Source organism: Actinomadura rugatobispora, from assembly GCF_055379765.1.
This window is the reverse complement of the sequence record NZ_AP029191.1, coordinates 8,533,189-8,552,218: the sequence shown is the minus strand read 5'-3', so window position 1 is coordinate 8,552,218 and position 19,030 is coordinate 8,533,189. Positions and strand designations below refer to the sequence as shown.

Below are 19,030 nucleotides of genomic sequence, written 5' to 3'. Positions count from 1 at the left end.
GGCCCGGATCCCCCCGGGCACGGGCCGGGAATCGCGGCCTATCCTGGGGAAATGGGCATCGAGCCGGTGACCTTGGCCCTGTGCGGCGATGTCATGCTCGGCCGCGGGGTGGACCAGGTCCTGCCGCATCCCGGCGATCCCTCACTCCAGGAGGGGTATGTCCGCGACGCCCGGGACTACGTCGCGCTGGCCGAGACCGCCAACGGCCCCGTCCCGCGCCACGCCGATTTCGGCTGGCCCTGGGGCGACGCCCTGGCCGTCCTGGACGAGGCCGCCCCCGACGCGCGCGTGCTCAACCTGGAGACGGGCGTCACCCGGGGCGGCCGCTTCGAGCCGGGCAAGACCGTGCACTACCGGATGGCCCCCGGCAACCTGCCCTGCCTGGCCCTGGCCCGCCCGGACGCGTGCGCGCTGGCCAACAACCACGTCCTGGACTTCGGCAGGGAGGGGCTCGCCGACACGCTCGACGCGCTGGCCGCCGCCGGGCTCCCCGCCGCGGGCGCCGGGCTCGACCTGGAGGAGGCGTGGCGTCCGGTGGCCGTCGAGTTGCCCCGCGGCGGCCGCGTCCTGGTCTTCTCGTGCGGGATGGCCTCCAGCGGCATCGACCCGGGGTGGGCCGCGGCGGCCGGCCGATCCGGGGTCGCGTTCGTGGCGGAGCCGACCTACGCGGGGGCCGCGGCGGTCGTGGAGCGGATACGGCGGGTCAGGCGGCCGGACGACATCGTCGTGGTCTCGATCCACTGGGGCTCCAACTGGGGGTACGAGGTCCCCCGGCACCAGGTCCGCTTCGCGCACGCGCTGCTGGAGGGCGGGGCGGACCTCGTCCACGGGCACTCCTCCCACCACCCCCGGCCGGTGGAGGTCCACCGCGGCAAGCTCGTCCTGTACGGCTGCGGCGACCTGGTCAACGACTACGAGGGGATCTCCGGCTTCGAAGGCTTCCGCGACGATCTGCGGCTGCTGTACCTGGCCTCGGTCCGGCCCGGCACGGGCACGCTGGAGCGGCTGCGCATGGTGCCCCTGCGGGCGCGGCGGATGAGCCTGTGCCGGGCCTCCGCGGCGGAGGCCGCCTGGCTGGGGGCGTCCCTCGACCGGGCCGGGCGCGCGTTCGGCCCCCGGACCCGCCTCGGCTCCGACGGGACGCTCACCTTGGACTGGGCCGGCCGGCCCGGCTGATCAGCCCCGCAGCCTGGCGTAGATGTCGCCGGAGCGGCCCCGGGGGCGGATGCGTTCGAGCCGCCGCACCAGGTCGTCCGCCTCGAGCCAGCGTTCGCTCGCCAGCCGCATCGTCTCGATGGGCGAGTAGTTGTAGAGGTAACCGCCGGCGTCGCCGAGCGGCCCGAGCCGCCCGAGCCGTTCGACGTGGGCCAGCGCCTCCAGGGTCGCCTCGTGGGCGGACGGCACGTACTCGAACGACAGCCCCCGCACGGGCCGGGTGAGCCCCGCCAGCACGTCGGCCTCGAAGCCCTCGACGTCGATCTTGAGGAAGGCCGGCGTCCCGTGCGCCGCGATGAGGTCGTCGAGGGTGGTGACCTCGACCTCGACGGAGCGGTCCCACCGCACCCGGGCGAAGCCGCGGTCGGTCGTCACCGAGTCGATCCAGCCGGGCGACATGGTGGAGACCGTCGGCGTCGCCGTGGACAGCGCGAGCTGCGCCCGCCCCGGGCGCGCCCCGGCCGCCTCGGGGACGATCGTGACCCCCTGGTCGCGGCCGAAGAAGAGGCGCAGGACGCCCAGGCAGTCGGGCTGCGGCTCGACCGCGACCACCCGCGCGCCCAGGCGGCGCCAGGCGCGCACCCGGCTGCCCACGTGGGCGCCGATGTCGAAGGCGACGTCCCCCGGCCCGAGGAACTCGCCGTAGAGGCGCAGCATGCGGCGGTGCTTTCCCGGTATGCCGTGGTACATGACCAGTGACCGGGCGATTCCCCAGGCGCGGAGCAGCATCCGCCGACACTACCGCGCGGGGTCGCCGCTCACGGCCAACTCACGCAGCCGACGTTGGCGAACATGCCGCCGGTCACCGTGTTGTCGCAGTTCACGATCGCGCGGACCTCCGCCGGCGCGTCGATCTTGAAGCCGTAGCCGGGGGACGTCCCGGCGAGGGCGACCTCGTTGCCGGTGAAGACGGTGCGCAGTCCCCAGTGGCCGCCGACCCGCGTGCGGTGCGTCCGCCAGCCGTCCGTGCGGCTGGCGGTGCAGGCGTTGTGGGAGAACACCCAGTCGTTGCCCTTGACTTCGCCGCAGCCGTCGCCGCCCGCGCCGGCGTCGAGGACGTTGCCGACGACCAGCCCGCGGCTGGTGCCCTCCCTGACGGCGATCGGCTCGGCGGTCGTCGTGTGGATCGTGTTGCCGGCGACGATGTTGCGGTCGCTGCGATCCGGCAGGCCCTCGGTGTGGACCGGCCAGTCGACGTCATCGGAACCGATCTGGACGCCCTCGCCCCACTGCGAGCCGGCATGCCCCGTGCCGTACACGGTGTTCCCCGAGACGAAGGAGCCCGTCGTGTGCCGGCGCAGGTGGATGCCCTGCTCGCCCACGTCGTGGACGTTCAGCCCTTCCAGGGTGACGTGCTCGGCCCGCTCGACGACGACGCCCTTCCTGGCCGCCGCCACCGAGAAACCGTGCACGTGCCACCATGACGCGCCGTCCAGGTGCAGCCCGTGGCCGCCCCGGTGGCCGCCGTTGGTCAGGACCGCCTTCGGGCCGCCGCACAGCCAGATGGGCCTGTACTCGGTGCCCGGGGTGGTGGCGGTCCAGTTCCCGTCGTAGGTGCCGTCGGCGATCCGGATGACATCGCCGGGCCTCGCGCCCGCGAGCGCCGCGGCGAGCCGTTCCGGGCCGTCGACGGTCACGGTGGGCGCGGAGCATCCCGTTCCGGGGGCGGCCGCACGCGCCATGCCGGGAACGGCCCCCGCGACCACGGTGGTCGCGGCGACCACGGCGACCACGGCGGACGGCGACCGGCCGGGGGCGCGCATCAGCGCCCCCCGAGCCGGACGTTGACCGCCCGCGCGGCCTCTACCAATGCCGACCTGACACCCATCCGTTCCATCTCCTTCAGCCACGCCTCGGCGTCGTTGGGCAGACCGGCGCCCCCGTAGGGCCCGAGGTCGGCGATCCCGTAGCAGGGGTTCCACATGCCCTCGGCGGTGATCGCGGTGATCCTGAAGACCTCGTCGGAATCGTCGATCTCCAGGCACGAGGCGATGCCCCGCATCTCGTTGAAGAACGAGATCTTGACCGCGTTGAACAGGTTGTGGACGTACTTCTGGAATTCCGCCTCCTCGACCCCGAGGAATTGCACGGCCCGGCCGAAGGGGCGGTGGAGATCGCACACGATCTCGCCGGTGAGCTCGTCGCCGCCGACCACCCCGACCGACACCAGCGGCGGATTGATGAAATCCTCGTACGCCGTTCCGGCCCTGAGGTATTCGGGGCAGTACGCCACGCCGAAATCGACGCCGGCCTTCCCGTTGGAGGCCGCCTCCAGGACCGTGACCAGTTTCCGCGTCGTGCCGGGCGGGACCGTGGACCGGTAGACGACGACGGTGAAGGTGTCGGGCGTGGTGTGCGCCAGGGCCGTGCCCAGGGCGCGGGACGCGTCGAGCAGATGCGTCAGGTCGACTCCCCGTTCACCGGCCGGCGCGGAGACGGTCACGAAGACCGCGTTCACGTCCATGAGATCGAGCGCCTCCGGCTCGACCGCCAGGAATCCGAGTTCGGCCGCCCGGTGCCGGGCCGCGGCGTCGGTGTCGACGAAGGTGACCTTGTGGTCATGGCGGCGGAAGCCACGGCCGGTGGCCGTCCCCACCACGCCGGCGCCGATCACGACGATGTTCGCCACGCTCATTCCCGATTCCGTCGGCGGTGCCCGGCCGGGCGATCCGGCGACCGCACCCGCCGACTTCCGCGCACTCTACGAGACGGCGGCCAAAGCGCCGATCATCCGTTCTCCGGCCGCGCCCAAGAAAGGCCCAAGATTGATCGACTCAATGGTTCCGGCGATCGGCGGAAGCGGACGAACACCGACATCGATCAGGTTTTGCCCTGCCACTGCCCGAGGTTGGAATTCGCGTCCCCATAGTGATCTCTGGGGCGGCGAGGCGTCACACCGCCCACCGACACGAGGGGAGACCCGGATGAACGTGCTGGACGAGTTGTTCGCCGAGGCCGAGTGGCACGCGGACCTGGCCGCGGCCGGGCCCGACGGCAGGGAACCCCGGCTGCGGCTGGTCGTCGTCACCTGCATGGACACCCGCGTGAACCCCTACGAGATCCTCCGCCTGAAGACCGGGGACGCGCACGTCCTGCGCAACGCGGGCGGCGTGACCACCCCGGACGTGCGGCGCGGCCTGGTCGTCAGCCAGCGCGAGCTGGGCACCCGGCACATCATCGTCATGCACCACACCAGGTGCGAGATGGCGGGCATCACCGACACCGCGTTCAAGGACGACATCGAGGCGGACACCAGGCTGCGGCCCGACTGGGCGCTGGAGGCGTTCACGAACGTGGACCAGGACGTGGACCGGTCGATCCGCAGGATCCAGGCGGACCGGACCATCCCGTACCGCGACTCGATCTGCGGCTGCGTCTACGATGTCGACACCCACGAGGTGCGGCGCCCGCGGTGGCCGGCGGACGGCGACCGGGCGGCCGCCCCGCCGCCGAGCTTGTTCCGGGGTTAGTTTCGGGGTGAGGAGACCTCGGCGCCGAACCGCTCCAGCGGTTCGGTGACCGGCTGGAAGAAGGTCACGCCCCCGGTGCGGCAGTCGCCCGAGCCGCCCGAGGTGAGCCCCAGCGCGGTGGTCCCGCTGAACAGCGGCCCGCCGCTGTCGCCCGGCTCGGCGCAGACGGTGGTCTGGATCATGCCCGTGACGGTGCCCTCGGGGAAGTTGACGGTCGCGCCGACGGCGGTGACCCGGCCGGTGCTGACGCCGGTGGTGCTGCCGCTGCGCACCACCTGCTGGCCGACGACGGCCTCGCCCGCCTGGGCGATGTCCCTGGTCTGACCGTTGAACAGGTTGACCGCCCCGTCGCCCGCGGCGCCCGCCTCGGCGCGCACGAGGGCGAAGTCGTCGCCGGGGAAGCTGCTCTGCACCGTGGTCCCGAGCGGCCGGTTCCCCTGCTGGTCGGCGGTCCAGGTGCGGACGGCGTTGCCGCAGTGCCCGGCGGTGAGGAAGAAGTCCTCGCCGCCCCGCCGGACGTTGAAGCCCAGCGAGCAGCGCGACCCCTGGCCGAAGATCGCGTCGCCGCCGAGGGCGAGCGTGCCGAGCCGTCCCGGGACGCGCACCGTCCGCACCGCCGCGCCCATCCGCCGCGCCGTCCTCTGGACGGCGGCCATCCGCGTCCCGGTGACGGTGGCGTCGGTCCACACCACCACCTGCGAGGTGGCCGGATCGACCGCCCAGCCGGTGCCGGTCACCGTCCCCATCGACCGCCGCAGCGCGGTGGTGACACCGGTCAGGGCCGCCGGGCTCCGCCGCGTCATCTTCGGCACGGCCCCGGCCCCGCGGACGAGGCCGGCGTCGGCGGCGTTGGTGACCATGACGACGGTGCGCCCGGCGCGGTCCAGGTAGGCGCCTGTCGTGCGGGCGGCGCCGAGCCGGCCGGTCAGCACGCCGGCGAGCGTCGCGGTCCTGCGCGCGGGCGCCGCCGCCCGGGGGCCGCGCGCCGCTCCCGCGCGTCCCTCCCCGGCCTGGACGTCCCCGGCGAGCCTGGCCACCTGCTCGCCGGGACGCTCCGGCGCCCCGGCGGCCCGCACCGCGTACAGCGATCCGGCCGCGAGCCCCGCGGTCCCGGCGGCCACCGCGGTGGCCTTGGCCATCGTGCGCAGACGGCTTCTCCGAGCGGCGTTCCGACGCCTCATGAGCCCTCCCGGCTCCGGCTTCCGTTCCATGTGGGGGTGATACGGAGCGCCGTGCGGAGGAGTTCAAGACTCGGGACGAAGAGCGGGGAGCCACTGGTTTTCACCAGAAAGCACGCATGACACTTTGGCATGGTGCGCGCGGCCGAGCGGACTTACGCTGGACCGGTTCTCACTCTCTGTTCGCGGACCACGACGGACAGTGAGCATCGGATCGGGAGCCATGACCACGCGAAGCGCTGAACGGCAGGTGCCAATGCCACCATCGTCGCCGTCCCCCCGTTCCACCCATGATCCCGACGGGGCCGGCCGGGGCCGCGAGCGGCTGGAGCTGCCCGCGGTCCCCGGCGCGGCGGGCGACGCCCGCCGCTTCATGGCCGCCCGGCTGCGCAAGTGGGGCCTCGACGCGCTCGTGGAGGACTGCGAGCTGGTCGCCAGCGAGCTGGTCACCAACGCGGTGCAGGCGGTCGCCTGCGCGGCCGCCGCGGCGGCCCGCGCCCCGGATCCCGCCGACCCCCCGCCGAAGGTGCGGCTGCTGCTGCGGCGGACCCCCGGCCGGCTGGTCTGCGAGGTCTGGGACCCGGTCGACGCGCGGCCCGTCCCGGCGGCGGCCGCGACGTTCGACGAGTGCGGCCGCGGGCTGCTGCTGGTGGCGTCGCTGGCGAGCGGCTGGACCTGCCGAACCTGCCCGGACGGCGGCAAAACGGTGACCGCCTGGTGGCAGCTGGGGCCGGAGTTGCCAGAGTGACTTGCGTCACCCGAGGGGCTGCCCCAGGATGAGACGCACCGGTCGGCGGGGGCCGCGACAGGCGGCCGGCCTGCACCCGGAGCGCGCTGTTCACGGCATGTCCGAACGGAGGCGACTCGTGCAGGAAGACCGTCCGACACGAACCGGCGGGCAGCGCGCCTGCGTGTCGTGCAAGGGCACCCGGCTGTCGCGTTACAACCACGGCCCCCTCTGCGGTCCCTGCCTGCAGGCCGCCCGTGACGGCAGGGGCATAGCCCCCACCTGGATCTGGGATTCCGCGCCGATGCGGGGGGCGCTCTCCCGCGTGGACGTCCCCGCCGTCGTCGCGCTGGTGCGCGCCGCCGCGGGGCTGTCCCAGGAGGAGCTCGGGCTCCTGGTCGCGGGCTGGTCGCAGTCCACGGTGTCGCGCATCGAGAAGGGCACCCGCGGCACCCTGTACGACATCCGCGAGCTCCTGGCCTGCGCGGACGCGGTGGACATGCCGCGCGAGGCGCTGGCGCCGCTGATCCTGGGGGATCCGGACGCCACCCTGACCTGCGGTGGCGAGACCTGCGGGGGCGAGACCGGCGGGTGCGAGACCGACGCCGTCGAGAGGATCGAGAGAGAAGAGGGAGACCAGGTGGACCGCTGGGACTTCAACGGCATGGCGGCGGGCCCTGCGGCCGCCGCCGCGCTGCCCGCCTTCGAGGTTCCGGCGCGAGTCGACGACGCCCATGTCCGCTACCTGCGCGCGTCACTGGACCGGCTCCGCGACCGCGACCAGGAGCTGGGCGGCGGGGGCCGTCTTCGTCCAGGCGCGCCGGCAGTTCGCCCGGGCCCGCAGGATGCTCGACGAGTCCGACTACAGCGCGCGCGTCGGCCACCGGCTGCTGGTGGTGACCGGCGAGCTGGCCGAGGAGGCGGGCTGGGCCGCCTTCGACTCCGGCGACCAGGTCTCCGCCCGCGCCTTCTACAACGAGGCGCACGTCCTGGCCGGGAGCAGCGGCGAGACCGAACTGCAGACCCACATCCTGACCACCATGGCGATGCAGGCCAACCACCTGGCGTGGACCACCCGGCGCCAGGGCGTGGCCCGCGAGGCGCGGCGCCTGGCCGAGCTGGCCGCCGCCGTCGCCGAGCACGAGCCCTCGCCGCGGCTGCGCGCGCTCGTGTCGATCCGGCTGGCTGTCGCCTACGCCAACGACGGCGAGGCCGCGGGCTTCCGCGGCGCGGTCGCGCAGGCGCGCCGCGAGCTCGACCACGGCGAGCACCCGGCCGACCTGCCCTGGACGGAGTTCGTCACCCCCGGCGAGGTCGACGCGGCGGAGGCGACCGGCCACCTGAGCCTGGGCGCCCCCGGCCGCTCGGTGGAGATCCACCGCAACTCCCTGGAGGATGCGGCGCTGAGCCCCCGCAACCGCCTGTGCGCGGCGGGCTACCTGGCCAACGCGCTCCTGCAGCAGGGGGACGTGGCCGAGGCGATCCGGACGGGGCTGTGCGTCATCACCGGGCTGGCCGGCGGGATGACTTCGGCGCGTCCGCTGGCCAGGCTGCGCGCCGTGCGCGGCGCCGCGGAGCGGATCGGGGACGTGGAGTTCTGCTCCCGCTTCGACGCCGCGGCCCACGGCCTGGCCGTGTGATCAGCCGGCGGGGAGCTTCCCGAGGGTGACGTCCACGGTGCGTTCGGCGCCGTCCCGGACGAGGGTGACCTTGGCGGCGGCCCCGGCCTTCTGGCCGGCGACGGCCTGGGTGAGGGCCTCTTCGGTGGGCGTCCCGGTCCCGTTGAAGGCGATGATGACGTCGCCGGGCTTGATCCCCGCCTTGGCCGCGCCGCCGCCGCGGGCGACCTCGACGACCTCCGCCCCGGCCGGCTCGCCGGTGCGCAGGTCGGCCACGGTGCGGACGGTGACGCCCAGCGCCGCCCGGCCGGAGTTGGTGACCTTGCCGTGCGCGATCAGCTGGGGCACGATCGCCGCGACCGTCGCGCTCGGGGTGGCGAAGCCGATGCCGGGGGCCGGGCCGCCGCCCTCGGGGTCGCCGGCGGCGGCGGTGGGGATGCCGACGACCCGGCCGTCCAGCGTGACCAGCGCGCCGCCGCTGTTGCCGGGGTTGATCGCGGCGCTGGTCTGGATCGCCTGGACGATCGTCGATCCCGGGAAGGCGCCGCCGGGACGGGTCGACACGGTGCGGCCCATGGCGGACACGATCCCGTTGGTGACGCTGCCCGCCAGCCCCAGCGGGCTGCCCATGGCCAGCACGAGCTGCCCGACCTTGAGGGCGTTCGAGTCGCCGAACGACGCCTTGGGCGGTTTCCCGCCGGCGACCTTCACCACCGCGAGGTCGTCGGCGTTGAACGCGCCGACGAGCTCGGCGCGCAGCGGGCCGCCGCCGCTGGCCGGGGTGACCTCGATCCGGCGGGCGCCGGCCACGACGTGGGCGTTGGTGACGATGTGGCCGTCGTCGTCGTACACCACGCCGGAGCCCTCGCCCGAGTCCGTGCTGATCTGCACGACCGAGGGCAGGACGGCGGTGACGGTCCGCTCGAAGCGGCGCTCCAGGTCGGTGGCGCCCGCGGTGCCCTGGGCCTCCGCGGTGCCGGTGGCGCCGGACCGCGCCGCGCGCCCGTCGCCGTCCGTGCAGCCCGCGGTCACGAGCGCGACCAGCAGCACCACCGCCGCCGGCACCGTGGCCGGCGGCATCGTGCCGGCCGGTCCGGCCCTCAGCCCCATCCCAGTCCCTTCGACGGTCACGCGGCCGTCCCGCGGGCCGCGGGCGGCGGGACGGATCTGCCCGCGGGCCGGGGCGGCAAAGCCCTCGCGACGGAAAGAACGCGTCAACGCTCCGTCCCGGGCCCGGGACGGTGTGCACGACCGTGCCGAAGGCCGCTACTTCGGTCGGCCGGGCGGCGACGAAAGTCGCTTATCCCGCCGCGGCCGGGCTTCGTAGCGTCAGGGCGCATGGAACCACGAACCTCACGCCGCCGCGTCCTGTCCCTCGCGTCCGGCCTGGCCGTCGCCGCCGCCGCGTCGCCCGTGGCGGCCTCGCGGGCGGCCGCGGCGGCCCCGGCCAGGGCGGGCGGGCCCGGCCCCCTCCTCATCCGCGATGTCCGCGTCTTCGACGGCCTGCGCCCGCGGGGGCGCGGTTCCGTGCTCGTGGTGGACGGCCTGATCGCCGCGGTCGGCGACGTGCCGGCGTCCCCGCGCCACCGGGTGTACGACGGCGGCGGCCGGACGCTGCTGCCCGGCCTGATCGACTGCCACGTCCACGCGTTCGAGGGCAGCGCGGCGGACGCGCTGCGGTTCGGGGTCACCACCGAGCTCGAGATGTTCGGCGACCCGGCGGGGCTTCCCGAGGCCCGCCGGCGGCGCCGGTCGACGGCGCCGGCCCGGCGGGCGGACCTGTGGTCGGCCGGCGTCGGCGTCACCGTGCCCGGCGGCCACCCCCTCCAGCCCGGCTGGGACTTCCCCCGGGTGACCGCGGACACCGACATCGACCGGTTCGTCGCCGACCGGGTCGCCGAGGGCTCGGACTTCGTGAAGGTCATCCTGGAGAACGGCCCGCCGCCGCCCCGGCCGCCGCTGCCCACGCTGACCGGCGACCAGCTCCGGCGCGTGATCGCCGCGGCGCACCGGCACGGCCGCCGCGCGGTCGTCCACACCGAGAAGCTGGAGCTCTCCCTGGCCGCCGTCCGCGCGGGCGCCGACGGTCTCGCGCACGTCTTCTGGGACGTGGAGGGCGGCCCGGACGGCGTCGCCGAGATCCGCCGCGCCGGGGCGTTCGTCATCCCGACCCTGTCGGTCGTCGACTGGGGCGCAGGCGCCAAGGACCTGCTCGCCGACGACCGGATCACCCCCTGGCTCAGCCCGACGCAGGAGTACCTGCTCGCGCAGGAGCCGCCGGACCGTCCGGGCCGCCCCGACTTCCTCGGGATCGGCTCGGCGAACGTCCGGCGGCTGCACGCCGCGGGCGTGCCGATCCTGGCGGGCACCGACGCGCCCGTCCGCGCCAACGCCAACGGCGTGAGCATGCTGGTCGAGCTCGGGCACCTGGTCCGCGCCGGGCTCTCCCCGAGCGCGGCGCTGGCCGCGGCGACCTCGGTCCCGGCGCGCGCGTTCGGCCTGGGCGACCGCGGCCGCATCGCCCCCGGCCTGCGCGCCGACCTGGTGCTGGTGGACGGCGACCCCACCACCGACATCACCGACGCGCGCGCCATCGCGGCCGTCTGGAAGAACGGCCGCGCCGTCGACCGCACGCCGCCGCCCGAGTAGCGGCGCCGGCGGGCCGGCTCACCCGGCCGGTGCGGGGTGTACGAGGCGGGTGAGCAGGCCGGTCAGTTCCCGGCGGAACGCCTCGGTGTCGGCGGTCGGCCGGTCGGCCAGGTAGCGGTGCGTCAGGGACTCGGCGGCGGCGACCAGGAACCAGGCGGTCAGGTCGGGGTCGGGGACGCGCACGGTGCCGTCCTCGCGCAGCAGGCCGGCGACGAGGCCGACCAGCGAGTCCTGGAGCGCGCGGAGCTCGGCCAGCAGCGCGGGCGGGCGCGGCGACTCCTCGAACAGCACCTGGTGCAGCCGGGGGTCGCCGTCGTGCGCGCCGAGCGCCACGTCGACCAGGACGGTGGCGCGTTCGTCCCAGGCCGCGGGCAGCCCGCGCCGGACGGCGGCCTCCGCGAGCCGGCGGCCGTGGTCGACGTGCCGCCGCGCGAGCTCCAGCAGGATGGCGTCCTTGTTCGGGAAGTACTGGTAGAGCGAGCCGATCGACAGTCCCGCGGCCTCGGCGATGCGGTTGGTGGTGCCCGCCGCGTGGCCGTGCTCGACGAAAACGCGAGCAGCCGCTTCGAGGATCTGCTCCCGGGTCTGGGCCGAACGCTTCTGACGTGGGCTTTTACGCGGACGGAGCCGCTTGGGCGTGCCGGGCATCGGGGGGCCTAACGCGAGTAGAAACGCGAGCAATTGCTCACTATTGTCACGGCATCCGGCGGAACGGCGCAAGGAGCGGTGATGACGGTCGACTACCTGGGGTTCTTCCCCCGATGGGCGCGCGAGATCGAGGGCCCGGCCTCCGAATCGGAGTGGCGGCGCTGGCGCGGCATGGACGTGCACATGGAGCGGGTGCGGGACCCCGGCGCGGCGGTGAAGGTGGTGGTGCTGCACGGGGCGGGCGGGCACGGGCGCATGATGCTGCCGTACGCGCGCCTGGTCGAGCGGGCGGAGGTGGCGCACCCGGTGCAACGGGCGGCCGGTGACCTACGGGGCCTGGGTCGACCTCGCCGAGGAGCTGATCCGGGAGGAGCGGGAGCGCGACGGGCGGCCCGTGCTGGTGGTGGGCGGCAGCGTCGGCGGGATGCTCGCCTACAGCGCGGTCGCGCGGGCCGGCGCGGACGGGCTCGCCGTCACCTGCCTGCTGGACGTCCGGCACGCGCCCGCGCGCGCCGCCGCCGCCCGGTTCGGCCCGTTCGGCACCTACGCGGGACCGGTCATGAACGCGCTGCGCCCCTTCGAGGGCGTGCGCGTCCCGATCCGCTGGATCGCCCGGATGTCGGCGATGGCCAACCGGCCCGACCTGAACGCGGCGGTGGCCCGGGACCGGCTGGGCGGCGGCGGCCGCGTCTCGCTGCGCTTCCTGCGCACGTACCTGGCCTCGGCCCCGGAGGTGGAGCCCGAGGAGTTCACCGCCTGCCCGGTGGTGCTGGCGCATCCGGCCGACGACCGGTGGACGCCCGCCGCGCTGAGCCTGCCCTTCTTCGAGCGGCTGGCGTCCGAGAAGCGGCTGGTGATGCTGGAGGGCTGCGGGCACCTGCCGGTCGAGGAGCCCGGCCTCACCCGGCTGGCGGAGGCCCTGGGCCGGCTGGCGGCCGACGCGGCGCGGCGCCCGCTCCGATAGCGTCTGCTTCATGCGGCTTCATGTGGGATGCGCGATGTGGACGCACGCGCCGTGGCAGGGGCGCTACCTGCCCCATCCGCTCCCGCCCCGGGAACGTCTGATGTCCTATGCGAGCTGGTGCAACGCCGTGGAGGGCAACACGACGTTCTACGCCACGCCGTCGCGGAGCTCGGTCAGGTCGTGGGCGGATCAGACCGCGCCCGAGTTCCGCTTCGTGGTCAAGCTGCCCAAGTCGATCACCCACGAACGGCGCCTGTCCGGCGCGGAGGAGGAGCTGCGGGCGTTCCTGACGGCGATCGAGCCGCTCGGCCCGCGCGCCCACGCCCTCTGGGTGCAGCTGCCGGGGTCGTTCACGCCGAACGACCTCGGCACACTGGCCGCCTTCCTGCGCAGGCTCCCCCGCTCGCACCGGTACGGCGTGGAGGTGCGGCACCGCGACTTCTTCGAGGACGGGCGCTCTCGGCGGTTCCTCGAGCAGGTGCTCACGGGCGTCGGCGCCGAGTGGATCCCGTTCGACACCACCACCCTCTTCCGGAGCCCGCCGACCAGCGACGCCGAACGCGACGCGTGGACGAAGAAGCCGCGCGTGCCGCGCCGCTCGGCGGCCCTGACCGACCGGCCGATCGTCCGCTACCTCGGCCGGGACGACACCGCCCGCACGGTCGAGGGCTGGCGGCACTGGACCGGCACCGTCGCGGAGTGGCTGCGCGAGGGGCGCTCGCCGACGGTGTTCGTCCACACGCCCGACAACGCCGAGGCGCTGATGCTCGCCCGCCGGTTCCACGACGAGGTGCGGGAGCTGGTGCCCGAGCTCGAACCGCTGCCCGAGCCGGTGCCCGCCGAGCCGCCGACCCTCTTCTGAGGCGGCGCCGGTCCGGCCGGCTCACGATCCGGCCCCGCGGTCGGACCGCCGGCGGGACGCCGGGCGCAGCAGCGGGGCCAGGAGCACCATCGTGCACATGAGGAGCGGGAAGACCAGCATGGCCGTGTGCAGCCCGACCGAGTGCGCGATGGCGCCCATGAGCGGCGGCCCCACCAGGAAGCCGACGTAGCCGACCGTGGAGACGGCGGCGATCGAGTCCCCGGGGTGCCGCGGGTTGTAGTGGGCGGTGTGGCTGAAGGTCACCGGGACCACGGCCGCCAGGCCCAGGCCGATCAGCGCGTACGCCGCCAGGCCCGTCCACGCCGTCGGCAGCGCGATCGCGATGACGGAACCGCTCGCCGCGAGGAGGACGCAGCCGCGCAGCAGCTTCTCGGTCGGCACGCGGACGCGCACCCGGTCGGCGGCCAGCCGGCCGATCACCATGCCGACCGAGAAGACCGCGAAGCCGGCCGCCGCGGTCCAGGCCGACGTGCCGGCGACGTCGTTCAGGTACAGGGCGCCCCAGTCGTTCATCAGCCCCTCCCCCATGAGGGCGCAGAAGGCGATGAGGCCGGGCGCCCACAGCCCGCGGGCGGGGAGGGACAGCAGCGGCGCGGAGGGTCCGGCGCGCGGCGCGTCCGGTAGCAGGAACCCGATCGCGCAGGCGCAGACGGCGGCGAGGACGAGCGCGGTCACCAGGAAGTGCCCCTCGACGCCGATGCCCGCGCTCGCCGCGAGCCCGCCGACCGCCGCGCCGAGGACGCCGCCGAGGCTGAACATGGCGTGCAGGCTCCCCATGATGGGACGGGAATAGGCCCGCTCGGCGAGCGCGCCCTGGGTGTTCATGGACACATCGAGGATGCTGTTGCCGATCGCGAACGCCGCCAGCGCCGCGGTCAGCTGGACGAGCCCGGGCGCCAGCGTGATGAGCGGGAGCGCGGCCAGGTAGAGGGCGGCACCGGCCAGCACCCGCCGGCTCCCCCACCGCGCCACCATCCCGCCGGCCAGCGGGAGCCCGGCGAACGCCCCGGCCGCCAGCCCGGTCAGCGCCACCGACAGGGCGCCCGGGGAGAGTTCCAGCGCGTCGCGTACGGCGGGCACCCGGGCGGCCCAGGTGGCGAACGCGGCGCCGTTGACGAAGAACACGGCGGCGATGGCCGTCCGGGCCGCCCGTCTGCGGGCGGGCGGCAGGCTTGTGAGCGCGGCGGCCCCCCGGGCGGCGCCGTTGGCGTTCACCTCCGTGGTGTGTGCACTGCCATCGGTCCTGTTGTCTCTGGGCATGATCTCCTCGCTCGAGGACCGGCCCGCGGGGCGGGCGAGGGTCTCGAGTGCGGGTCGTTTCGGCGGCGGGGTGGGGGCGGGCTCGTCCGGCGGGCCGTCGGGGCGCCGGACGAGCGTGATGCCGCCGTGCGTACGGTGGTGGGCCGCGGGCGGCCGCCGGTGCCGGTCAGTGCCGGGCGCGCACCGGACTGGAACGTTCCCAAACCGGTGGGCGCGACCGCCCCGGCCGTCCTCGCGGCCTCATTCCCTCATTCCCGCCCGGCGGCCTCGCGGCGGAACGCGACCGTCACCGACGGCAGCTCGGGGAAGGGGCCGAGCTCCTCGGCGAGCGACTTCAGCCCCTGGTCGAGCGCGACGCGGGGCCGGTAGCCGATGTCGCGGAGCTTGGAGATGTCGGCCACCAGCCGGAAGCTGTCCTCCAGCATGGAGGCGTCGGCCTCCAGGCGGGCGGGCCGCCCGGTGGCGGTGCCGACCGCGTCGGCCAGGGCGCGCATCGACACCTCCTCGCCGCTGCCGATGTTGTAGTGCTCGCCCGGCTTGCCCGACTCGGCGAGCGTGATGAGCGCCTGGCAGACGTCCTGCACGTGGACGAAGTCGCGGGTCTTGCGGTCGATGTCGCCGACCACCGGGATCGGCAGCTCGTTGAGCTGCCAGCGCAGGAACTGCGACACCTCGCCGCCGGCCGTGCGCGGGTCCTCGCCCGGCCCGTAGACGACGAACGACCGCCCGATCATCACGGGCAGGTCGAGGGCCTCGTACAGGGCGCGCAGCGTGAGCTCGCCGGAGTACTTGGAGGCGCCGTACGGCAGGAACGGCCGGGTCGGGTGCTCCTCGGTCATGGGGAACGCCTGCGGCGTGCCGTACACGATGGCCGAGGACATGAAGACCAGCCGCCGCACGCCGAGCTCGGCGCACGCGTTGCCCACGTTGCACGTGCCGAGCCCGTTCATCTGGAAGTCGAACCTGGGGTTCTCGACCGAACGGGTCCCGCTGGCGTTGCCCGCGAGGTGGTAGACGGTGTGCACGTCGCGCAACGCGAGGAGCGTCTCCCCGTAGTCCCGAAGGTCGGTGCGGCGGTGGGTGACGCCCGGCAGCCCGGCCACGGCCGGGGACGGGTCGGCGAGGTCCACGACGACGACCCGCTTCCCGAGGTCGGTCAGCGCGGCGACCAGGTGGCCGCCCACGAAGCCCGACCCTCCGGTGACGGCGACGTCGGCGTCGTCGGATGGTGAGGAATGCAGCAGCGTACTGCCCATGGGGAGACTCCAGATGTCATGCGTCCCGGCATGGGGACGCAGGGGGTGTGGACGGGGAGGCGGGGGTCGCCTCCGGTGCCGTCCCGCCGCGGCCTCGGTGCCGCGGCGCCCCGGGGCCCGCCGGATCGATCAGGGCCCCGGCGTTGCGGTGGACGGGGCGGCCCGCGCGCCGGTGGGGAAGCGGGCCCGCGCCGGGTGGAGGGCGCGGGCCCGGGCCTTGGACCGGCCGGGCGCCGCCCGTCCGCGGCGGGTCAGGCGCGTCCGCCGAGCTTGGCGACTCCGCGCCGCACCGCGCCGATCATGTGCTCCACCTGCTCGTCGGTCAGGTGGTCGTAGATGGGGAGCTGGATCTGGTGCTCGAAGTAGGTGCGCTCGGCGACCGGGCACTCGCCGTACCCGTGGCCCTGCGCGCGGAACTCCGGCAGCAGGTGGATCGGGAAGTAGCGGATGACGATCTCGATGCCCTCCTCCTCCTGGAGGTGCCGGATGAAGTCGTCCTTGGGAGCGCCGACGATCTCCGGCCGGTAGAAGAGCGTGTAGAGGTGGTAGACGTGGCGGGCGAACGGCTTCTCGATCTGGACGTCGATGCCGCGCACGTCGCGCAGCCCCTCGTCCAGCCGGGCGGCGATGTCGCGGCGCCGCTCGTTGAGGGCGTCCAGGCGGCCCAGCTGGACGATCCCGAGCGCGGCGCTCAGCTCGCTCATCCGGTAGTTGTTGCCGACGAGGTAGCGGCCGTGGGCGAAGTCGTGGGTGTAGGAGCGGAGCACGTGCGCGTCGCGGTAGTAGGCGGGCTGCCGGTACGGGCCGATGGCGGCGTCGTCGCGCTCGGTCATCTCGCCCCAGGTGTGGATGGTGCCCAGCGCGCGGGCCATCTCGGCGAACCGGTCGTCGCCGGTGACGAAGGCGCCGCCCTCGGCGGTCGTCATGTTCTTCAGCGAGTGGAAGCTGAAGCAGCCGATGTCGCCGATGGTGCCCAGGGCGCGGCCCTTGTAGGTGCCGCCGGGGACGTGGGCGCAGTCCTCCACGACGGTGAGGCCGTGCCGGCGGGCGATGTCCATGACCGGGTCCATGTCGACGGCCTGGCCGCCGTAGTGGACCACCCAGATCGATCTGGTCCGCTCGGTGATGAGCGGCTCGATGGTGGCGGGGTCGATGTTGAGGCTGCCGGGGTCGATGTCGGCGAACCTGACGACGCAGCGGCGGGCCTGCAGCGGCCAGGTGGTGACCCAGAACGTCTGCGGGGTGGTGATCACCTCGTCGCCGGCCTCCAGCCCCAGCACCTGCGCGGCCAGGAACAGGGCGGTGGTGCAGGAGTTGGTCGCCTGCGCGTGCCGGGCGCCCAGCCGCTGCGCCAGGCGCCGCTCGAACTCCGCGCCGCTCGGGCCCATCGCCAGCGTGTCCTGGCCCAGCGCGTCCGTCACGGCCTTGATCTCTTCGTCGCCCAGCCGGTTGGAGATCCCGCTGTAGGGCACCACGTACTTCACGGCGGCACTCCTCTCCCTTGCTCCGATGGAGGTGGTTGCTTCGTTGGGGATGTTGTGGACCGCTCCAAGGACGACCCGTCCGAACCTGCGACGGCGCGGCGCCGGCCAGGACGTCGACCGGCACCGGGGCCCGTGAAGTGGAGATCTCAATGTGACGCCACGGCCGGACGGATTCTCGCGTGCGACCACCGTGGTGACCATCCCGTGCCTACCGTGTCAAGTCGATGGTAATGGAGCCATTATCCCGAGCGATATCGACTGCGGGGAAGAAAACAGTAACCCGCACCCAAGCCGCACCCCCAAAGGGCAACTTACGGCAAAAACGCCCGCAGCCCGCCCCCATAACTGCCGATCGACCATATCCCCCGTTCCAGACGTCCACGGTCGGACTCCCACCACTTCCCCAACATCACGACATACTTCCCGTTTTATGGACGACACGGGATATTCGGGCATTCTTCGCTGAGCGCCGCGAGGATCATCGATGACCAGCGGCAACCTTCTCCAGGACGAGCCGGCGAACGCCCGATCGCCCGCATCCGACCACCTCCGGGCCGCCGCGGGAAAGCGAGCCCGCGCCACCCGTCCCGGAACCACAGAACGGCGAATTCCCGTCCCGCGGCGAGGCCATCCGTAAATAGAGATCAATCGAAAATTGATGCCATTCCAAAGAACACGTGCACCGGAACGGCCAACCCCATCAACGTTGCGCACCCGGGTAACGACAATGAGTAAAGGCTTCGGTGAAGCGATTCCCGCGGCCCGGACGGGTATCTAGCAGTCGCCGGGATGGTCACGGCGGAACGGCACGGCAGGGTGGTGAAGGGTCATGCGGCGATGCGGCGCGCGGGCGCCGGAGGACGACGGGAGCCGCCGGTGACCGGCGGAGACGGGCGGGCGGCCCTGGTCACGGGCGCGTCCCGCGGGCTGGGCGCCGCGATCTCCGCCGCGCTGGCCCGCGACGGCGTCGCCGTCGGCATCAACTACCTGCGCGACCGGGACGCCGCCGAGGCGCTGCGCGGGCGGATCGCCGCCGCCGGCGGCCGCGCCGAGCTGTTCCGGGCCGACGTGACCGACGAGGCCGGGGTCGAGGACCTGCACGAGCGCGTGCTGGACGCCTTCGGCCGGCTCGACGTCCTGGTGTTCAACGCGACCGGGCCCCAGCCCGACCTGCCCGTCGAGGAGGTGACCTGGCAGGACGTCCTCGACCAGCTCGACTTCTTCGTCAAGGGCCCGCTGCTGCTCACCCGGCTGGCGGTCGCCGGGATGAAGCGGCGCCGGTTCGGCCGCATCGTCCACATCGGCTCCGACGTGGTCCAACTGGGCCCGCCGTCCTCCAGCGCCTACGTCGCGGCCAAGTCCGCCCAGCTCGGGCTGACCCGCGGCTGGGCCCGCGAGCTCGGCCCGCACGGCATCACCGTCAACTTCGTCGCGCCCGGCTGGATCCCCACCGACCGGCACGACGGCGTCCCCGCCGAGGTCAGGAGGGAGTACGCGGACCGGCTCCCGCTGGGGCACCTGGGCGTCCCGGACGACGTGGGCGAGGCCGTGGCGTTCCTGGCCTCGGAGCGGGCGGCGTTCATCACCGGCCAGACCCTCGCGGTCAACGGCGGCGCCACCTTCGGCTGAGATGATCGTGTTCGTTCGGGAACGGCCGGTGCCCGTGTGTATCTTCGG

The 19,030-nt window shown here is 74.2% G+C and carries 17 protein-coding genes; 8 read left to right on the top strand and 9 right to left on the bottom strand.

The window, feature by feature from the left end; translation table 11 throughout:
- The first annotated feature begins 51 nt into the window (after positions 1 to 51).
- Positions 52 to 1,176 carry a CapA family protein gene (locus ACZ466_RS38405; RefSeq protein ID WP_378281835.1) on the top strand — a complete coding sequence of 375 codons (1,125 nt, stop codon included), beginning with the start codon at positions 52 to 54 and terminating at the stop codon, positions 1,174 to 1,176.
- Here the strand turns inward: ACZ466_RS38405 and ACZ466_RS38400 are convergent, their stop codons facing one another.
- From ACZ466_RS38400 to ACZ466_RS38390, 3 genes are read right to left on the bottom strand one after another with little or no spacing between them, the layout of a single operon-like run.
- A complete protein-coding gene (locus ACZ466_RS38400) occupies positions 1,177 to 1,944 on the bottom strand; it encodes an FkbM family methyltransferase (protein ID WP_378281834.1) in 768 nt (255 codons plus the stop codon). It lies immediately after the preceding gene.
- A gap of 29 nt (positions 1,945 to 1,973) precedes the next feature.
- Positions 1,974 to 2,978 carry a right-handed parallel beta-helix repeat-containing protein gene (locus ACZ466_RS38395; protein WP_378281833.1) on the bottom strand — a complete coding sequence of 335 codons (1,005 nt, stop codon included), beginning with the start codon at positions 2,976 to 2,978 and terminating at the stop codon, positions 1,974 to 1,976.
- Positions 2,978 to 3,850, bottom strand: coding sequence for a Rossmann-fold NAD(P)-binding domain-containing protein (locus ACZ466_RS38390; protein ID WP_378281832.1), 873 nt, complete (start codon positions 3,848 to 3,850; stop codon positions 2,978 to 2,980). The genes ACZ466_RS38395 and ACZ466_RS38390 overlap by 1 nt, the downstream gene beginning before the upstream one ends.
- Positions 3,851 to 4,139: 289 nt before the next feature.
- Between ACZ466_RS38390 and ACZ466_RS38385 the strand changes: the two genes are divergently transcribed.
- Complete coding sequence (locus tag ACZ466_RS38385) at positions 4,140 to 4,685, top strand: beta-class carbonic anhydrase (protein WP_378281831.1); 546 nt, start codon at positions 4,140 to 4,142, stop codon at positions 4,683 to 4,685.
- Here the strand turns inward: ACZ466_RS38385 and ACZ466_RS38380 are convergent.
- Positions 4,682 to 5,824 (bottom strand): S1 family peptidase, encoded by a 1,143-nt coding sequence (locus ACZ466_RS38380; protein ID WP_464041848.1) that lies wholly within the window; start codon positions 5,822 to 5,824, stop codon positions 4,682 to 4,684. The two genes, ACZ466_RS38385 and ACZ466_RS38380, sit on opposite strands and share 4 nt — an antisense overlap.
- 295 nt (positions 5,825 to 6,119) lie before the next feature.
- Here ACZ466_RS38380 and ACZ466_RS38375 point away from each other — a divergent pair, with 295 nt between their 5' ends.
- Together ACZ466_RS38375 and ACZ466_RS38370 are read left to right on the top strand one after the other, a co-directional pair.
- Entirely contained in the window at positions 6,120 to 6,611 is a 492-nt protein-coding gene (locus tag ACZ466_RS38375; protein WP_378281829.1) for an ATP-binding protein, read from the top strand.
- Positions 6,612 to 7,324: 713 nt separating this feature from the next.
- Positions 7,325 to 8,230, top strand: a complete 906-nt coding sequence (locus ACZ466_RS38370; protein WP_464041847.1) for a hypothetical protein — start codon at positions 7,325 to 7,327, stop codon at positions 8,228 to 8,230.
- On the opposite strand, the gene ACZ466_RS38365 is transcribed toward ACZ466_RS38370, so the two are convergent.
- Entirely contained in the window at positions 8,231 to 9,319 is a 1,089-nt protein-coding gene (locus ACZ466_RS38365; RefSeq protein WP_378281827.1) for a S1C family serine protease, read from the bottom strand.
- 228 nt (positions 9,320 to 9,547) lie between these two features.
- Between ACZ466_RS38365 and ACZ466_RS38360 the strand changes: the two genes are divergently transcribed.
- The gene (locus ACZ466_RS38360) at positions 9,548 to 10,858 is read left to right on the top strand and encodes an amidohydrolase family protein (RefSeq protein WP_378281826.1); all 1,311 of its coding nucleotides are present in this window, start codon (positions 9,548 to 9,550) and stop codon (positions 10,856 to 10,858) included.
- A gap of 18 nt (positions 10,859 to 10,876) precedes the next feature.
- Here ACZ466_RS38360 and ACZ466_RS38355 read toward each other — a convergent pair whose 3' ends face one another.
- Positions 10,877 to 11,506, bottom strand: coding sequence for a TetR/AcrR family transcriptional regulator (locus tag ACZ466_RS38355; RefSeq protein ID WP_378281825.1), 630 nt, complete (start codon positions 11,504 to 11,506; stop codon positions 10,877 to 10,879).
- 322 nt (positions 11,507 to 11,828) lie between these two features.
- On the opposite strand from ACZ466_RS38355, the gene ACZ466_RS38350 reads away from it, so the two are divergent.
- Positions 11,829 to 12,470: an alpha/beta fold hydrolase gene (locus ACZ466_RS38350; protein WP_378281824.1), complete on the top strand. Its 642-nt coding sequence runs from the start codon at positions 11,829 to 11,831 to the stop codon at positions 12,468 to 12,470.
- 10 nt (positions 12,471 to 12,480) lie between these two features.
- Positions 12,481 to 13,332, top strand: coding sequence for a DUF72 domain-containing protein (locus ACZ466_RS38345; RefSeq protein WP_378281823.1), 852 nt, complete (start codon positions 12,481 to 12,483; stop codon positions 13,330 to 13,332).
- A 21-nt stretch (positions 13,333 to 13,353) separates the two neighbouring features.
- Here ACZ466_RS38345 and ACZ466_RS38340 read toward each other — a convergent pair whose 3' ends face one another.
- The 3 genes from ACZ466_RS38340 to ACZ466_RS38330 form a co-directional block, all read right to left on the bottom strand.
- Positions 13,354 to 14,613: an MFS transporter gene (locus ACZ466_RS38340; protein ID WP_378281822.1), complete on the bottom strand. Its 1,260-nt coding sequence runs from the start codon at positions 14,611 to 14,613 to the stop codon at positions 13,354 to 13,356.
- Positions 14,614 to 14,861: 248 nt separating this feature from the next.
- Positions 14,862 to 15,869 carry an NAD-dependent epimerase/dehydratase family protein gene (locus ACZ466_RS38335; protein ID WP_378281821.1) on the bottom strand — a complete coding sequence of 336 codons (1,008 nt, stop codon included), beginning with the start codon at positions 15,867 to 15,869 and terminating at the stop codon, positions 14,862 to 14,864.
- A 251-nt stretch (positions 15,870 to 16,120) separates the two neighbouring features.
- Positions 16,121 to 17,353, bottom strand: a complete 1,233-nt coding sequence (locus ACZ466_RS38330) for a DegT/DnrJ/EryC1/StrS family aminotransferase (protein ID WP_378281820.1) — start codon at positions 17,351 to 17,353, stop codon at positions 16,121 to 16,123.
- Between the two features lie 876 nt (positions 17,354 to 18,229).
- Between ACZ466_RS38330 and ACZ466_RS38325 the strand changes: the two genes are divergently transcribed.
- A complete protein-coding gene (locus tag ACZ466_RS38325; protein ID WP_378281819.1) occupies positions 18,230 to 18,982 on the top strand; it encodes an SDR family NAD(P)-dependent oxidoreductase in 753 nt (250 codons plus the stop codon).
- Positions 18,983 to 19,030 lie beyond the last annotated feature (48 nt).

Coding starts and splice junctions, on each gene's coding strand:
- ACZ466_RS38405 (WP_378281835.1), top strand. CDS start 52: ATGGGCATCGAGCCGGTGACCTTGGCCCTGTGCGGCGATGTCATGCTC.
- ACZ466_RS38400 (WP_378281834.1), bottom strand. CDS start 1,944: ATGCTGCTCCGCGCCTGGGGAATCGCCCGGTCACTGGTCATGTACCAC.
- ACZ466_RS38395 (WP_378281833.1), bottom strand. CDS start 2,978: ATGCGCGCCCCCGGCCGGTCGCCGTCCGCCGTGGTCGCCGTGGTCGCC.
- ACZ466_RS38390 (WP_378281832.1), bottom strand. CDS start 3,850: ATGAGCGTGGCGAACATCGTCGTGATCGGCGCCGGCGTGGTGGGGACG.
- ACZ466_RS38385 (WP_378281831.1), top strand. CDS start 4,140: ATGAACGTGCTGGACGAGTTGTTCGCCGAGGCCGAGTGGCACGCGGAC.
- ACZ466_RS38380 (WP_464041848.1), bottom strand. CDS start 5,824: ATGGCCAAGGCCACCGCGGTGGCCGCCGGGACCGCGGGGCTCGCGGCC.
- ACZ466_RS38375 (WP_378281829.1), top strand. CDS start 6,120: ATGCCACCATCGTCGCCGTCCCCCCGTTCCACCCATGATCCCGACGGG.
- ACZ466_RS38370 (WP_464041847.1), top strand. CDS start 7,325: ATGTCCGCTACCTGCGCGCGTCACTGGACCGGCTCCGCGACCGCGACC.
- ACZ466_RS38365 (WP_378281827.1), bottom strand. CDS start 9,319: ATGGGGCTGAGGGCCGGACCGGCCGGCACGATGCCGCCGGCCACGGTG.
- ACZ466_RS38360 (WP_378281826.1), top strand. CDS start 9,548: ATGGAACCACGAACCTCACGCCGCCGCGTCCTGTCCCTCGCGTCCGGC.
- ACZ466_RS38355 (WP_378281825.1), bottom strand. CDS start 11,506: ATGCCCGGCACGCCCAAGCGGCTCCGTCCGCGTAAAAGCCCACGTCAG.
- ACZ466_RS38345 (WP_378281823.1), top strand. CDS start 12,481: ATGCGGCTTCATGTGGGATGCGCGATGTGGACGCACGCGCCGTGGCAG.
- ACZ466_RS38340 (WP_378281822.1), bottom strand. CDS start 14,613: ATGCCCAGAGACAACAGGACCGATGGCAGTGCACACACCACGGAGGTG.
- ACZ466_RS38335 (WP_378281821.1), bottom strand. CDS start 15,869: ATGGGCAGTACGCTGCTGCATTCCTCACCATCCGACGACGCCGACGTC.